The following is a 14,724-nucleotide window of genomic DNA, read 5'->3' as shown; positions in this document are numbered from 1 at the left end:
GGCCCCACCGCCCGCGCCGCCGCCAGCGTGTACAGCCCCACGTTCGCCCCAACGTCCACCACCGTCTGCCCCGGCCGCAGCAGCCCCACGAACCGCGCCAGCGCCGCCCGCTCGTGGCTCCCCAGCGCGATGCTCAGCTGCGTCCGGTCCGACAGGTCCAGCCACATCCGCTGACCCCCCACCTCCACCCAGCGTTCGCCTCGAGGCAGCAGCGCATAGTAGCGCTGGAACAACCACTGCCCCAGGCCCGTCTTCCCCAAACCTGTTCGTCCGAGTACCGCCGTCGCGAGCTGGCCGACTTTGATCAATCCGTGCATGAAAACCTCTCCTGAATGCCCCCGCGTGCGTGAAGGCTCCGCGAAAGCCGAAGTGCCATAAATGCACTGATTATAGAGATTTTCCCCGGGCAGTCGCGTTCAAAGCTCACAAAAGGCGCGGGCTCGAGGCCCCTCCGGCTTCGGCCGCGTCGCTCAGGGGAAGCCGGGCGAAGGCGGTGGTGCCCCGGCTCGAGGCGGGCGGCTTCGGACGGCGGGTTGCTCGGTTGGCTCATTCCCTGGCGCACCGGGGGCAATGTGGGCCGCCGACCCAAGCGCCGGGACAAACCCGATATGGTATGGGGCGTGCAAGCGCTGCGCGTGGCCCTGCCCCTGCCCCTGGAGCCCATGAGCTACCTGCCCCCGCACGGCGTGGAGGGCGAGCTGCTGGGGCGGCGGGTGGTGGTGCCCTGGCGCGGCGAGCTGCGGGTGGGGGTGGTGGTGGGCCTGGAGGACGGCGCGCGCAAGGGCTTCGCCCTGCGCCACGCGGTGGCCTGCCTCGAGCCCTACCCCTGGCTGCGGCCCCAGGAGCTGCACTTCCTCGAGTGCGCCGCCCAGGAGCTCTTCGCTCCCCTGGGCAGCGTGCTCGACGACCTGCTGCCCTTCCTCGAGCCCGCCCTCCGGCACCGGCTGCGCCTGCTCCCCGGCGCCCTCAGCGCGGTGTTGCCGGCGGGTCTGGAGAGCCTGGCCGAGGGCTGGCAGGAGGCGCGGGGCTTCGACCCCAAGCTGCTGGACTACCTGCGCGAGGGCGGGGTGCTCGAGGAGGTGGTCGAGGAGCAGCGCCCCACCCGGCAGATCCTGGTCCCCCTCAAGGCCCCGGACGGCGCCCTCACCCCCAAGGGCCGCCTGGCGCTGGAGATCCTGCATACCCTGGGGCGGGCCGAGAGCATGACCGCGCTCGCCCAGCAGGCGGGCGTGGGCAACGGGGTGGTCAAGGGCCTGCTCGACAAGGGCTACGCCGCCTTCGTCGAGCTGCCCCTGGAGGTGCCCAGGGTCGAGGGGCGCGCGCTCGAGCCCCTCCCCTTCCCCCCTGAGGCCCAGCGCATCGGCGGGGGGCGCTGGCCCGAGCGCCTGCGGGTGCTCAGCGGCCTGGTGCGCGAGGGGCCCACGCTGGTGCTCTTCCCCGAGGTGGCCCAGCTCAAGCGCTGCCTGCCCCACTTCCCCCAGGCCCTCCCCTTCCACGGCGAGCTCTCGCCCGAGCTGCGCCGCCAGGTCTTCCACCAGCTCGCCCGCGAGGGCCTGCCCCAGGGGGGCGCGGTGTTCTCGACCTACCAGGGCCTGCTGCTGCCCTTCGACTTCCGCCGGGTGGTGGTGGTGGAGGAGGGCAACGACGCCTACAAGCTCTCGGGGGGCTCGAGGGCCTTCGTGCCCTACCTGGCCGAGCTGCGGGCCAAACTAGCGGGCGTGCCCTACACCACGCTTTCGCTGGTGCCCAGCCTCGAGGCCGAGTGGGAGCTGCGCCGCAGCCACACCGTGCCCCTCGCCCCGCCCCGCGTGCACCTGCTCGACATGCGCCGGGAGCGGGGCTGGCCGTTGTCGGGCGCGGCGGTGAACCTCTTGCAGCAGGTGGCCGAGAAGCGGCGCCAGGCGGTGGTGCTGGTGGCCCGGCGCGGCTACAGCGCGGTGCTGCGCTGCAAGCACTGCGACTGGAAGGCCATGTGCCCCGACTGCGCCCTGCCCCTGCGCCTGCACCGCGCCGGGCGGGCCGGGCGGCTGCTGTGCCACCAGTGCGGCCACGAGGAGAAGGCCCCCCCGCTGTGCCCGCAGTGCCGCTCGGAGGTCTTCGAGCCCAAGGGGCCGGGGGTGGAGTGGCTGCTGGAGGCCCTCGAGGCCGCCGTCCCCTTCCTCCCCCGCTACCGCTACACCGCCGAGGAGAAAGACCGCCTCGAGCCCCTCCTCGCCGGCGAGCCCGGGCTGCTGGTGGGCACCACCGCCGTCCTGCGCGCCCCCACCCTGCCCGAACTGGCCCTGGTGCTCCTCCCCTACGCCGACGGCTTCCTCCTCGACTCCGACTTCCGCGCCGGCGAGCGCTACCACCGCCTGCTGTGGCAGCTCACCGAGCTGCACCCCCGCCGCCGCCCCCTGCTCGCCCTGCAGAGCTTCGAGCCCGCCCACCCCGCCCACCAGGCCCTGCAGCAGGGCGACCCCGAGACCTTCCTGCGCAACGAGCTGCTGCTGCGCCGCGCCCTGGACTACCCCCCCGTCCAGCGCATGATCAAGCTCGAGCTCTCCCACTCCAAAGAGCCCGTAGCCCGCGACGCCGCCGTGCAGCTCGCCGACTTCTTCCGCAGCCGCGTCCAGCCCGGCGAACTCCTGGGCCCCGCCCCCGCCCCGGTGCCCAAGGTGCGCGGCCAGTACGTCTTCCACCTGCTGCTCAAGGGCTCCACGGCCCGCCTGCAGGAGCTCATGCAGAACCTGCCCCCGGCGAAGGCGCGGCTGAGGATTGACCCGGACCCGCACAGTTTCGTGGGGTTGTTGGAGGATTAGGCGGGGGTAGTCGATAGTCGATAGCCCATAGCTGATAGCAAAACGCAGAACGCGGGTCGTACGTCGTACGCCAAACGCCAAACGCAAGACGCGGGGCGCCTTGTCACCCCCCTTAGCAAGGGGGGCCGGGGGGATACCCCCTCCCCGCCCGCGGGGAGGGACGGGGTGGGGTCTACCACACGCCTCGAGCCACAGGCCACGAGCTGACGGCTGAAGGTTGCCCGCTTATAGTTAAAGGCCGAATGTTTGCCCGCCTCGGCCGCTGGGTTACCCGACATCCTTTGCTAGTGCTGGTGGCGTGGGCGGTGGTGGTGGTGCTTTCCGTACCCCTGGCCGGGCGCGCGCCCGGGGCGCTGGTGGCGAACAATTCCTCGGCATCCGATAGCGAGGCGCGGCGGGTGGGGGAGATCCTCGAGCGCTCCTTCGGGCAGGACCTGTCCGACCGCACCGTGGTGGTGAGCGAGGGCCTGCCCGCCACCGACCCGCGCTTCCGCGAGGCCTACGACCGGCTCATCGAGCGCTTGGGGCGCCTCGAGGGGGTGCTGAGCCTCACCCGCTTCGACGCGCCGAGCCCGCTCAGGCTGCACTCCGACGACTACCGCGTCACCGCGACCGTGCTCCAGACGCGGCTCGACGACCCCGACCCCGTGCTGGCGGCGATCCGCGCCGAGGTGCGGGCGCTGGGGCTCCCCGGTACGCGCTTCTACGTCACGGGGGCCACCGCCATCACCGAAGACTTCCTGCACCTGCTCGAGCAGGACATCCGGCGCAGCGAGCTCGTGGCGCTGCCGATGGTGGCGGTGGTGCTGGTGCTGGCCTTCGGGGCCTTCGTGGCGGCGGGCGTGCCCCTGGTGGTGGGCCTCATCTCCATCACCACCAGCATGGCGATGCTCTACGGGCTCACCCAGCTCACCGAGGTCTCGAGCTTCGCCCAGAGCGTGATCACCATGCTGGGGCTGGGCGCGGGCATCGACTACGCCCTGATCATGGTCAACCGCTTCCGCGAGGAGCTGGCCCGGGGCCGTCCGCCCCGGGAAGCCGCCGCCCTGACCACCCGCACCGCCGGGCGGGCGGTGGCCTTCAGCGGGCTCACCGTGGCGGTGGCGATGGCCTCACTGTTCATCCCCGACCTCACCTTCATCCGCTCGATGGGCCTGGGCGGGGTGCTGGCGATCTTCCTCACCGTGCTGGCCTCGGTCACCGCCGTCCCCGCGTTGCTGGCGCTGCTGGGCGAGCGGGTCAACTGGCCGCGCCGCTTCGCGGTTCGGGCCACGAGCTCCGGCCAGACCCTGCCGCTCTTCCGCCGCTGGGCCGAGGCCGTCATGCGCCGCCCCTGGTTCTTCACGCTGGGCATCACCGCCGCCATGCTGCTGCTGGCCTGGCCGCTCTTCGGGATGCGGCTGGGCTACACCGGGGCCTTCGGGCTCTCGCCCGGCGTGGAGTCGCGCAAGGGCTTGGAGCTCATCCGCTCGCTCGAGCTCGGCGGCAGCCTCGACACCTTCGAGGTGCTCTTGGACCTGGGCGAGGCCGGCTTCACCCCCGAGGCCCGGCGCAACTGGGCCCGCCTCGAGCGCTCCCTCTCCGCCTTGCCCGAGGTGCGGCTGGTGATCTCCCCCTTCCTGGCCGGGCGCGTGGCCCTGGGCGACACCGCCAGCGGCCTCTCCGACCTGCTCTCCCTCACCCGGCGCTCCGTCAGCCAGGACCAGCGCTACCTGCGCCTGTCGGTGGTCCCCAAGCAGCCGGTGCGGGCCCCCGAGATCCCGGCCTGGGCCGACAAGCTGCGCCAACACGCCAAGGACGCGGGGTTCCAGACGGTGCTGCTGGGCGGGGGGCCCATCGGGGCGATGGAGTTCAACGACGTGCTCATCCAGGCCACGCCCTTCGCCATCCTCGTCGTCTTCGCGGCCACCTTCGTATTGCTCACCGTGGCCTTCCGCAGCCTGCTGATCCCGCTGAAGTCGATCCTGATGAACACCCTCACCGTGGGGGCTACCTACGGCGTGGTCACCCTGATCTTCCAGGAGGGCCACCTGGGCGGGCTCTTCAACGTAGACCCCGAGACCGCCTCCATCGACCCGAGCCTCCCCCTCACCATGTTCGCGGTGCTCTTCGGGCTCTCCATGGACTACGAGATCTTCCTGCTCTCGCGCATCCAGGAGTACCACCTCCAGGGCCTGCCCACCCGCGAGGCCGTGAAGGCCGCGCTCGAGCGCACCGCCGGCGTCATCACCAGCGCCGCCGCCATCATGATCATCGTCTTCTCGGCCTTCGTCAGCGGCGACCTGGTGGTCAACAAGACCATCGGCTTCGGCCTGGCCCTGGCCGTCTTCCTCGACGCCACCCTCATCCGCCTGATGCTGGTCCCCGCCGTGATGCTCCTGGCAGGCAAGTGGAACTGGTGGCTCCCCGATGGCCTGCGGAGGCTACTGCCCAAGGTGAGCCTAGAACGGCACTAGGCGTGGAAGGCTCGTGGCGTGTGGCTCGCGGTAGACCCCTCCCCACCGTCGTCGAGGGCCGAGGGCCAAAGCATATTGCGTTTGGCGTTTGGCGTTTGGCGTTTGGCGTTTGGCGTTTGGCGTTTGGCGTTTGGCGTCTAGCGTTTTGCGTTTGGCGTTTTGCGTTTGGCGTTTTGCGTACGACGTAGGACGCCGGGCCTACGCCCGGCGTCCGGCTATGAGCTACCGACTATCAGCTACCGACCATCGCCCCATCACGGCGTCACGCCGAACGTCGCCAACCAGTCGAGGTCGTCCTTGCGGTCCACCCGGTACACCCCGCCCGTCCCGCCGCAGTTGCCGTTCAGGCCGAAGGAGGTCACGCCGCCTACCACGTTGGTGTCGTCGATGAAGTTGGGCCCGCCGGAGTCGCCGAAGCAGGTGCCGCCGGTGGAGTGGTTGTTCGACAGCAGCAGCGAGAAGTCGCCCACGATCCCGCCGTTGATCTGGATGAGGTGGGGGCGGGCCAGCATGCGCACCCGCTCGGCCTCGACGAAGACCGGGTTGATGCGTTGCAGGCCGTAGCCCACGGCCGTGAAGGTCACGTCCTGGCGCCCGCGCTGCCGGGCCATGCGGTCGAGCACATCCTGCTTGGGCAGGGCGGCGTACTCGCTCATCACCACGGGCTCGTCGAGCACGACGACGCCGAGGTCGTAGAGGAAGAAGGCGTTGGGGTCGTACTGCGGGTGGGTGTAGGGCGTGCCGCCCACGTCGCCGTTGAAGGGGTAGCCGTTGCCGGGGATGCCCGACTCCACGTCGGCGTCGAACCAGATCTCCACGTGCGCGGCCGGGGCCTCGGTGCAGTGCCCGGCCGTGAGGTAGATGGTCGGGGAGATCAGGGTGCCGCTGCAGCGCCACAGCGGCCTGCCGGCGGTGTCCTGCGCGACCATCAGGCCCACGTACGGGTGGCGGTTGCCGTCGAGCTCGCCGTTGGTGATCTGGGCGGTAACCCCTACGTCCTGCACGGCACGGCTGCACGCCGCCGCGACCAGGGCCAGACCTACGAGCAGGGCCAACTTGCCGATACGGTTCATACGACCTCCTGATGAGGATCCACCAATGGCTTGAATGGGCTTTTCGAGCATACGCGCTCGAGATGTGAAATAGCAATGAACCGCGGCCGTAACATGAGTGTTACGAGGGTTAGCGCCCGGCAGACCGCTTCTGGTTAGCATGAGCCATGCCGCTGGCGGTGCTGCTCTCGGGAACGCTGCTCTACGCCGCGCTCTACAGCACGGTCCCGCTGTTGCCGGGCCTCGAGCGCCTCTTCGGCGCCCCGCCCGGCTCGGCGGGGCTTGGCATCAGCCTGCCCTTCCTGGCGCTGGTGCTGCTGTCGCCGCTGGTGCCCCGGCTGCGGCTGCCGGTGGGGCGAGTGCTGGGGGGCGGTCTGCTGCTGGTGGGGCTGTTCGGGGTGGCGGCGGCGCTGGCGCCGGGGCTCGAGGCGTGGCTCGTCGCCCGGGCCCTGCAGGGCGCGGCGGCGGCCGCCGTGCCCGGCCTCTCGCTGGCCCTGCTGCCCCGCCTCTTCCCCAACCGGGCCCCGGAGATGGCCGGGCTATGGGTGGCGGGGAACGTGCTGGGCGGGGGTCTGGGCCGGGCGCTGGGCGGTTTCCTGGCCGACGCCTTCGGCGAACGGCTGGCCCTGCTGCTGCTCACGCTGCCGGTGATGCTCCCCGCCTTCTGGCTGCTGCGCGAGCGGGGCACCCTTGCCCTGAGCGCCCCGCGCTACTCGCTGTCGGCCTGGCCGCTGTACTGGGTGGGCTTCTCGCTGCTGTTCGTCAACTTCTTCGTCGCCAACCTGCTGCCCTACCGCCTCGAGGCCCTCGGGCTCTCCCAGGCCCAGATCGGCGGGGTGATGCTGGCCTATCTGGCCGGGATTCCCGGCAGCGCCCTCACCGGGCGGCTAGTGGCCCGCTTCGGGGAGGCGGGGGCCCTGCGGCTGGCCTTCGCGGTGGTGGCGGCGGGGCTTTTGCTCCAGCTCCCCGACCGGCCCGGGTTCATCGTGCCGGGCTTCGTGCTGGTGATGGCGGGCCTCTTCACCGCGCAGGGCCTGGGCGGGGCCGTTTCGGGGCGGCGGGGGAGCGGGGTGAGCGGCACCTACGTGGCCGCGTTCTACCTGGGCGGGACGGCGGCGGGGCTGGCCTACCCGCCCTTCCTGCACCTGGGCGTGGGGCTGGGCCTGGGGCTGGCCGGGCTGGTGACCGCCTCGGCGGCGGTCCTGGCCGGGCGGGCGGTGCGGGAGTAGGCCAGGCCCTGGCCTACGGGCTGAGGCTGCGGGCCAGGAACAGGCTCACCACGGCCCCGACCCCGTAGACCGCCATCAGCGGCAGGTTGGCGGCCGACTGCCCCTGCCGGATGCTGCCCACGACGCCCACCCACAGCGCCACCAGCGAGACCATGATGCAGCCCAGCGCCAGGCCGGCCACGAAGGCCGAGCCGGGGCTGAAGGCGCTCGCCAGGGGGGGCAGCCAGATCAGCAGGTTGGCGAGCACGAGGTATGCCCGGGGAGTGTCCATGACTTCATCGTATGCTTAAGCCCGCGTGGAACCGTTGCGGCTAATCCCCGTCGACGAGGCGGGGCGAAGACTGATCGAGTCCTGGTTCGAAGACCCCGAGCTCGCGCGGAGGCTCTCGCCCCCGGACGCGGCGTGGTGGCTGCTGCAGCACGGCGCCCCCGGCGTCGAGTTGTGGCTGGCCTGGCAGGGGCAGGAGGCGGTGGGCTACGTGCAGGGCGAGCCCGACGAGCACGACCCCGCCGCCTTCCACTTCGCCTTCGCGGTGCGCCCCGACCTGCGCGGGCAGGGCTACGGCAAGCGCATCGTGCGGGCCATGCTCGAGCACCCCAACCTCACCCCCTACCGCCGCTTCGTGGCCTCGGTGGAACCGGACAACCTCCCCAGCCTGCGCTCGCTGCAGGCCCTGGGCTTCGCCCCCCACAGCCCCGAGCCCGACGAGAACGGCTTCCTGGCGCTGGGCTACGCCCGCCCCGACCCGTAGGAGCCAGGTGACAAAGCCGCGCGGTACGATGGGGGGCATGACCCGCACGGCTCGAGCCACCTGCCCCCTCGACTGTCCCGACGCCTGCTCGCTGATCCTGACCATCGACGACGGCGCCAACCGGCTGCTGAAGGTCGAGGGCGACCCCGCCCACCCCTTCACCCGCGGCTTCGCCTGCGTCAAGACCTACCGCTACCCCGAGCGCAACCACCACCCCGAGCGCCCCCTCTACCCCATGCGCCGAGCCGGGCCCAAGGGCTCGGGGCGCTTCGAGCGGGTGAGCTGGGAGGAGGCCCTCGACGCTATCGCCGAGCGGCTGCGCGAGGTCATCGACCGGCACGGCCCCGAGGCGGTGCTGCCCTATCACTACGCCGGCACCATGGGGCTGCACCAGTACGAGCACCCCCTGGCCTTCTTCCGCGCCATCGGGGCCAGCGCCCTCGACACCACCATCTGCGCCACGGCGGGGAGCGCGGCCTGGGAGGCCACCTACGGCGCGCCGCGCTACGGCATCGACCCCGAGGACGTGCCCAAGGCCCGCTTCATCTTCCTGTGGGGCATCAACAGCCTGCACACCAACACCCACCTCACGCCCCTGCTCAAGGAGGCCCGCCACAACGGGGCGAAGATCGTCCACGTAGACCCCTACGCCAACCTCACCTCCCGCTTCGCCGACGAGCACGTCAAGCTGCGCCCCGGCAGCGACGGGGCGCTGGCTTATGCCCTGGCCCACGTGATCCTGCGCGAGGGGCTGCACGACGCGGCCTACTTGGGGCGCGCCGCCCAGGGCTTCGCGGAGTACCGCGCCGCGGCCGAGGCCTGGACCCCCGAGCGGGCCGAAGCCGTCACCGGCGTCCCGGCGGCCACCATCGAGCGGCTGGCGCTCGAGTTCGCCCGCGCCAGGGCCAGCTTTATCCGCACCAGCTACGGCATGACCCGCCACCCCGGCGGGGCCAGCGCCCAGCGGGCGGTGCTGCTGCTGCCCGCCCTCATCGGGGCCTGGCAGTACCCCGGCGGCGGCGCCCTGCTCTCGGCCTCGGGGGCCTTCCGGCTCGAGCGCACCTACCTGGGCGGGGCCCACCTGCTGTGTGGGGAGCACGAGCCTGGGGGCTACTTCCGCCCCAACCCCGCCGCCCGCCACGTCAACATGAGCCAGCTCGGCAGCGCGCTCACCCGGCTCGACCCGCCCGTGCGGGCGCTGTTCGTCTTCAACTCCAACCCGCTGGTGGTGGCCCCCAGCACCGCCCTGGTGCAGCAGGGCCTGGCGCGGGAGGACCTCTTCACGGTGGTGCTCGAGCAGGCCCTCACCGAGACCGCCCGCTACGCCGACTACCTGCTCCCCGCTACCACCTTCCTCGAGCACCCCGACCTCTACACCGCCTACGGCCACTTCTACCTCTCCTGGAACGAGCCGGTGATGTTCCCGCAGGGCGAGGCCCGCCCCAACACCTGGGTCTTCGCCGAGCTCGCCCGGCGGCTGGGCCTGGAGGAGCCCACCCTCTACTGGAGCGCCGAGGACTTAGCCCGAAGCCTCCTCTCCAGCGGCCACCCCTGGCTCGAGGGGATCACCCTCGAGCGCCTCAAGGCCGAGGGCTTCGTGCGCCTCAACACCCCCCGCGAGTTCCTGCCCTTCAAGGACGGGGCCAACACCCAAAGCGGCAAGATCCGCTTCGACCCGCCCCCGCCCGTCACCCTCACCGAGCCCGACGAGGAGTTCCCCCTCATCCTCATGACCCCGCCCGCCAAGCACTTCCTCAACTCCACCTACGGCCACGTCGAGCGGCTGGTGCAGGGCGAAGGCGGCGAGCCGGTGCTGCTGGTGCATCCCCAGGACGCTGCCGCCCACGGCGTGCAGGACGGGATGTTGCTGCGCATCCGCTCGCGCCACGGCGCGGTGGTGCGCAAGGCCCGCGTGAGCGAGGCCCCCATGCCGGGGACGGTGGTGCTCGAGGGCACCTGGTGGGAGCGCTACGCCCCCGACGGCAAGGGCGTGAACTGGCTCACCGGCGAGCACCTCACCGATATGGGCGCGGGGAGCACCTTCCACTCCAACCCGGTGCGGCTGGAGGCCCTGGACTGAGCCGGGGTGCGCTACCCTGAATTCATGGTCACGCTCAAGAAATGGACAGTGGATGAGCTACTGGCTATGGATAAAGCTGGCCTACTCAACCCCGAAAAACGCATCGAACTCATCGACGGCGAGGTCTACGAGATCCCAATTGGGGAGAACCATGCCGACGTGGTGGACAAACTGACCGAGGTTCTGGTCAAGCAGTTTTCAGGCAAGGCGAGGGTACGCGTTCAAAACCCAATTTTCCTGGACCAGGCTGATCTTGTGCGGCCTGATTGCGCCTTACTGGATGCGGCACTAGACTATCGCAATCACCACCCTCGTCCGGAGAGCGTTTATTTGGTGATCGAGGTGTCCGATACAACCCTGGCTCATGACCGGGGTAAGAAGCTGGGCCGCTACGCGCGGGTGGGCATTCGGGAGGTCTGGATCGTGAACCTGAATGCAGGCTACACCGAGGTCTACCGCGACCCTCACGGCGACGAATACCTGACCAAGTTCGTGGCGCAGAAGGGCTCGAGCGTGGCTCCTCTGGCTTTTCCTGGCGACGCGGTGACCTTGCTCTAGGCCAGACCGAATCCTCCGCTTGACCTGGGGCGCACTCTAGGTCTTATGGTTGGGCCATGCCCGAACACTTCTCCATCCGGGAGGTGGCGTGGCCGAGCGCACCCCAGCAGGCCGCGGGCTGCGGCGAGACAGAAAATAAGCCCCCGGCGCGAAGGCCGGGGGGAATATCCGCTTGCGATCTTGGTCTATCTCAGCCCCAGGGCTTGCCCGGGGTGCTGGGACAGGTAATGCAGGAGTTCGTCGGGGCTCTTGAAGTAGCGGCGCTCCTTGCTGTGGACTTCCGTGAGGGAAGCCCGCCAGGCTCCACCTTCCCCGTCGTGGGTCTGCTCCCACCAGATGCGGACGATGTAAGTCTGAGCGGGCTGAGGGTCCATGACCGTCCTACCGCATCAGGGAGCGGATGCGCTCGAGCGCCTTGCTGCGTCCGCCGCTGACGAGACCGAGGCTGAAGTCGACGTCGCTGGCGCTGGGCCGCACGAGCACCACCTCGCCGTCTTCGGTGTAGAAGCCCAGGTAGTCGCCGTCGTCGAGCTCGCCGTTCTTGTTGACGTCCTTCCAGCCGTAGACGACGTACTTGCCGTCCTTGAGCTCGCTGAACTTGTAGGCCGCGCTCGAGGCGTCCTTGCTGAGGGTGAGCGCCTGGCTCTTGCCCTCGTCGCAGGCGTCCTCGCTGGCGAGGTAGTAGCAGGCGACGAGCTGGGTGCCCTTGAGGCTGGGCGGGGCGGCCACGACGAGGTTGACGGTGGCGTTGCGGCTCAGGCTGCCGCTCGAGCCCTGCACGGTGAGGGTGTAGCTGCCGGGGGCCAGGCTGGCGGAGGCGCTGAGGTTGAGGGTGGTGCTGTTGCCGGTGGTGCTGCCGGGGTTGAAGCTGCCGGTCAGGCCGGTGGGGGCGCCGCTAAGGCTGAAGGTGACCGAGTTGGCGAAGCCGCCGCTGCGGTTGAGGTTGACGGTGAGCGAGGCGCTGCCGCCGGGGGCGAGCTGCACGTCGGGGGTGGTCACGCTGAGGCTGAAGTCGGGGGTGGGGTTGCCGCCGCCCAGGGCCTGCAGGGCCGCCACCGCGTCCACCAGGCCGGCGCCGCAGTCGGCGCCGGTGGCGCGCTGGCAGGCGGTGGCGTCGAGGGGGCGGGCGGTCTGCTTGAGGATGGACAGGGCCTCCTGGTAGGTGAGGCTGGGCTTCTTGCTCTTCATCAGCGCGACCAGGCCGGCCACGTGGGGCGAGGCCATGGAGGTGCCCTGGTAGAAGACCCAGTTGTAGTTGTTGCTCTGGTCGTTGCGGGCCGCGCTCAGCACGCCGTCGACGTAGCCGTCGCCGTTGCGGTCGTTCTTGGTGTCGCCGCCGGGGGCCATCACGTCGATGCGCGAGCCGTAGTTGGAGTAGGGGGCGCGGTAGTTGCGCGTCTCGGTGGCCCCGACGGTGATGATGCCGGTGCAGCTCGCGGGGACGAAGTCGTTGGCGTCGGAGTTCTGGTTGCCCGCGGCCACCACGATGATGCTGCCCTTGGCGCTCGCCTTGTCGAAGGCGTCCTGCCAGGCGGGGACGTCGGCGCACTTGCCGCTGCCGCCCAGGCTCATGTTGATGACGTGGGCGGGGTTGGGGTTGGCCGGCACGCCCGACACGTTGATCCCCGCCGACCACAGCACGGAGTCGAGGATGTCGGCGTCGGTGCCGCCCTGGACGCCCAGCACCCGCACGGGCACGATCTTGGCCGCCCAGCTCACGCCGGCACCCCCCACGCCCTCGTTGGTCGCCGCGGCCACGGTGCCCGCGACGTGCGCGCCGTGGTAGCTGCCCTGGCCGCCGGGCTCGTCGCCGGGGTCCTCGGAGTTGTTGTCACGGCCGTTGCCGTCGTTGGCGTTGGCGGGGTCGGAGATGAAGTCGTAGCCCGGCAGCAGCTTGCCCTGGAAGTCGGGGTGGCCCGAGAGGATGCCGGTGTCGATCACGGCCACGGTGACGGGGTTGCTGGTGCCGGTCTCGAGGTCCCAGGCTTGGGGCAGGTTCATGGCCGGGTAGTGCCACTGGTAGGAGTAGAACTCGTCGTTGGGGGTCTTGAAGGCGTGGCGGACGTAGTTGAGCTGGGCGTAGACCACGTCGCTGCGGCCCTTGAAGCGCTGGAGCAGCTCGAGGGTGGCCTGCTTGTCCTGCACCGCCGCCCGCACGAGCTGGGTGTTCTCCAGCGCCAGGTCGCGCACCAGGCTGAGCTGGAAGCTGCCCGCCGTCAGCGTGGCCCCCTGGCGCAGCGCCGCGCCGGGCCGGAACTTCACGATCAGTTCGCCGGGCACGAAGTCGCTCTGGGCGGCTAACTGGGTCATGGCCCCGACCTTGAAGTCGGGCCGGAGGGCTCCGGTGTCCAGGCCGACCTGCCCGCTGATCTCGAGGTCCTCCGGCGGGTTGGGGTCTCCCCCGCCGTTCTGGGGGTTGCACGCCGCCAGCAGCCCAAGAACGGCCACCGCTCCGATCCACTTATAAATCTGCATACTGGTCTCCTTGGAAGGGGCCGCGGCGACCGCGGCCCCCTGAGGGTCTTACCTGAGGAACTTGGGCAGCATCTCGAGCTGCTGCTTGGCCTGGCCCAGCTCGTAAAGCTGGAAGTTCACGCCGCTCTTGGGGGCCTTGACCACGGTGGGGTCTTCCTCGACGCTCTCGTACCAGCCCAGGTAGTCGGCCTCGCCGTCCTTGTTGGTGTCGAGCAGGCCCAGCACCACGTAGCTCTTGCCGCCCTCGAGCTTGCCGACGGTGTAGCTGCCGTCGCTGCCCGCTTTGGCCTCGCTGTAGGTTTCACAGTCGTCTTCGACCAAGCAGGCGATGACGGTGGCGCCGCCGGCCGAGCCGCCGCCTGCGCGGCTGACCTTGCCCGAGATCCCGCCGCCGCCCACGCTGCCCGTGCAACCGGCCAGCACCGCCATTGCCGCAACCGCAATACCCGCGAACGCCAGTTTCGTATTCATCTGCAATCTCCTCGTTTGCGCTGCCGATGTGCGCTCGGTCAGGCAACGAGGATGAGGGTAGACGAGGGGGCGTTAGCCGAACGTTAGTCGTCCGGCGGCGCGGCGGGGAGCGGCGGTTCGCGGCTAGTGCCCGGGGGGGAGCCCTCGAGCGCCCCCAGCCGGCGGGCTGCCTCGGCGGCGACCTCCTCGGGGCCGTGGGTGCGGGCGAGCTCGAGCGCCTGGGCGTAGAGGCCGGCGGCCTGGGCGTGCAGGAAACCGGCCTCGGCGGCCTGGGCCGCCTCCAGCAGGTAGGGCACGGCCTGCCCGGCGTGGCCGCTGGCGAGCCAGAGCTGGGCGACGCGGGCGGGGTTGCCCCCGCGGGCGGCGAGCTTCTCGGCGGCGAGGCGCTGGAAGAGGCCCCGGAGCGCGGCAGGGGTGTGGGCGGCGACGGTCTCGTAGATGAGGTCATGGCTGAAGCGTTCGCCCTGCACGATCTGGTGCGCCTCGAGCTCCTCCCAGGCCCCGGCGATCTCCAGCAACGGGGTGCCCAGCACCTCGGCCACCAGCTCCACGCCGGCGTCGCTCTGCAAGACCGCGGCCACGCGGGCGGCTTGCAGCGCGGTGGCGGAGAGGCGCTCGAGGCGGCGCAGGATGATCTGCTGCACCCGCTCGCTGTGGGGCAGCCGCGCGGGCGGGGCGTCGCTCCCCAGCAGGTGCTTGAGGGTCTCGAGCACGAAGAGGGGGTTGCCGCCGGTGTGGCGGTGCAGCTCGGGGGTGAGGCGGGCGGGGTCGGCGGGCAGGGGCAGCCTGAGGCCGTCGAGCAGCACGGCCACGGCGGCGGGCTCGAGCGGCCGCAGCTCGACGCGGGCGG

At 70.9% G+C, this 14,724-nt stretch carries 12 protein-coding genes and 1 pseudogene; 6 read left to right on the top strand and 7 right to left on the bottom strand.

From position 1 onward, the window contains the following. Positions 1-317 (bottom strand): tRNA (guanine(37)-N1)-methyltransferase (locus tag MEICH_RS29165; RefSeq protein ID WP_218916383.1); only part of this gene is annotated, 317 nt, incomplete at its 3' end. Positions 318-620: 303 nt separating this feature from the next. On the opposite strand from MEICH_RS29165, the gene MEICH_RS0104310 reads away from it, so the two are divergent. Then, the gene (locus MEICH_RS0104310; RefSeq protein WP_027891583.1) at positions 621-2,801 is read left to right on the top strand and encodes a primosomal protein N' family DNA-binding protein; all 2,181 of its coding nucleotides are present in this window, start codon (positions 621-623) and stop codon (positions 2,799-2,801) included. Positions 2,802-3,088: 287 nt separating this feature from the next. Continuing rightward, positions 3,089-5,257 carry an MMPL family transporter gene (locus tag MEICH_RS0104305; RefSeq protein WP_245587613.1) on the top strand — a complete coding sequence of 723 codons (2,169 nt, stop codon included), beginning with the start codon at positions 3,089-3,091 and terminating at the stop codon, positions 5,255-5,257. A 254-nt stretch (positions 5,258-5,511) separates the two neighbouring features. Here the strand turns inward: MEICH_RS0104305 and MEICH_RS0104300 are convergent, their stop codons facing one another. Further along, on the bottom strand, positions 5,512-6,330 hold the full coding sequence (locus tag MEICH_RS0104300; RefSeq protein WP_027891581.1) for a trypsin-like serine protease: 819 nt from the start codon (positions 6,328-6,330) through the stop codon (positions 5,512-5,514). 146 nt (positions 6,331-6,476) lie between these two features. Between MEICH_RS0104300 and MEICH_RS0104295 the strand changes: the two genes are divergently transcribed. After that, the gene (locus MEICH_RS0104295; protein WP_027891580.1) at positions 6,477-7,538 is read left to right on the top strand and encodes an MFS transporter; all 1,062 of its coding nucleotides are present in this window, start codon (positions 6,477-6,479) and stop codon (positions 7,536-7,538) included. A gap of 13 nt (positions 7,539-7,551) precedes the next feature. Here MEICH_RS0104295 and MEICH_RS0104290 read toward each other — a convergent pair whose 3' ends face one another. Further along, positions 7,552-7,809 (bottom strand): hypothetical protein, encoded by a 258-nt coding sequence (locus MEICH_RS0104290; protein ID WP_027891579.1) that lies wholly within the window; start codon positions 7,807-7,809, stop codon positions 7,552-7,554. Positions 7,810-7,834: 25 nt separating this feature from the next. Between MEICH_RS0104290 and MEICH_RS26905 the strand changes: the two genes are divergently transcribed. The 3 genes from MEICH_RS26905 to MEICH_RS0104275 are packed head-to-tail and all read left to right on the top strand — an operon-like array spanning position 7,835 to position 10,928. After that, the gene (locus tag MEICH_RS26905) at positions 7,835-8,290 is read left to right on the top strand and encodes a GNAT family N-acetyltransferase (RefSeq protein ID WP_084542170.1); all 456 of its coding nucleotides are present in this window, start codon (positions 7,835-7,837) and stop codon (positions 8,288-8,290) included. Positions 8,291-8,327: 37 nt separating this feature from the next. Further along, positions 8,328-10,370 (top strand): molybdopterin-containing oxidoreductase family protein, encoded by a 2,043-nt coding sequence (locus tag MEICH_RS0104280; protein ID WP_027891578.1) that lies wholly within the window; start codon positions 8,328-8,330, stop codon positions 10,368-10,370. Positions 10,371-10,394: 24 nt separating this feature from the next. Beyond that, a complete protein-coding gene (locus tag MEICH_RS0104275) occupies positions 10,395-10,928 on the top strand; it encodes a Uma2 family endonuclease (RefSeq protein WP_027891577.1) in 534 nt (177 codons plus the stop codon). Between the two features lie 185 nt (positions 10,929-11,113). Here MEICH_RS0104275 and MEICH_RS0104270 read toward each other — a convergent pair whose 3' ends face one another. The 4 genes and pseudogenes from MEICH_RS0104270 to MEICH_RS23555 all read right to left on the bottom strand — a co-directional run. After that, positions 11,114-11,302 carry a hypothetical protein gene (locus tag MEICH_RS0104270; protein ID WP_027891576.1) on the bottom strand — a complete coding sequence of 63 codons (189 nt, stop codon included), beginning with the start codon at positions 11,300-11,302 and terminating at the stop codon, positions 11,114-11,116. A gap of 7 nt (positions 11,303-11,309) precedes the next feature. Then, positions 11,310-13,403, bottom strand: a complete 2,094-nt coding sequence (locus tag MEICH_RS0104265) for a S8 family serine peptidase (RefSeq protein ID WP_027891575.1) — start codon at positions 13,401-13,403, stop codon at positions 11,310-11,312. A gap of 48 nt (positions 13,404-13,451) precedes the next feature. Then, the gene (locus MEICH_RS0104260; protein WP_157202608.1) at positions 13,452-13,874 is read right to left on the bottom strand and encodes a hypothetical protein; all 423 of its coding nucleotides are present in this window, start codon (positions 13,872-13,874) and stop codon (positions 13,452-13,454) included. A gap of 83 nt (positions 13,875-13,957) precedes the next feature. Beyond that, positions 13,958-14,724 (bottom strand): annotated as a pseudogene (locus tag MEICH_RS23555) (hypothetical protein); the annotation flags it as partial.

The organism is Calidithermus chliarophilus DSM 9957, assembly GCF_000430045.1.
Classification (GTDB): Bacteria; Deinococcota; Deinococci; order Deinococcales; family Thermaceae; genus Calidithermus; species Calidithermus chliarophilus.
The sequence above is the reverse complement of the archived record's forward strand: the minus strand, read 5'-3'. Positions and strand labels throughout refer to the sequence as shown.

What these genes read in the sequence shown, in the direction of transcription:
- MEICH_RS0104300 (WP_027891581.1), bottom strand. Translation starts at nt 6,330, where the DNA reads ATGAACCGTATCGGCAAGTTGGCCCTGCTCGTAGGTCTGGCCCTGGTC.
- MEICH_RS0104295 (WP_027891580.1), top strand. Translation starts at nt 6,477, where the DNA reads ATGCCGCTGGCGGTGCTGCTCTCGGGAACGCTGCTCTACGCCGCGCTC.
- MEICH_RS0104290 (WP_027891579.1), bottom strand. Translation starts at nt 7,809, where the DNA reads ATGGACACTCCCCGGGCATACCTCGTGCTCGCCAACCTGCTGATCTGG.
- MEICH_RS0104280 (WP_027891578.1), top strand. Translation starts at nt 8,328, where the DNA reads ATGACCCGCACGGCTCGAGCCACCTGCCCCCTCGACTGTCCCGACGCC.
- MEICH_RS0104275 (WP_027891577.1), top strand. Translation starts at nt 10,395, where the DNA reads ATGGTCACGCTCAAGAAATGGACAGTGGATGAGCTACTGGCTATGGAT.
- MEICH_RS0104270 (WP_027891576.1), bottom strand. Translation starts at nt 11,302, where the DNA reads ATGGACCCTCAGCCCGCTCAGACTTACATCGTCCGCATCTGGTGGGAG.
- MEICH_RS0104265 (WP_027891575.1), bottom strand. Translation starts at nt 13,403, where the DNA reads ATGCAGATTTATAAGTGGATCGGAGCGGTGGCCGTTCTTGGGCTGCTG.
- MEICH_RS0104260 (WP_157202608.1), bottom strand. Translation starts at nt 13,874, where the DNA reads ATGAATACGAAACTGGCGTTCGCGGGTATTGCGGTTGCGGCAATGGCG.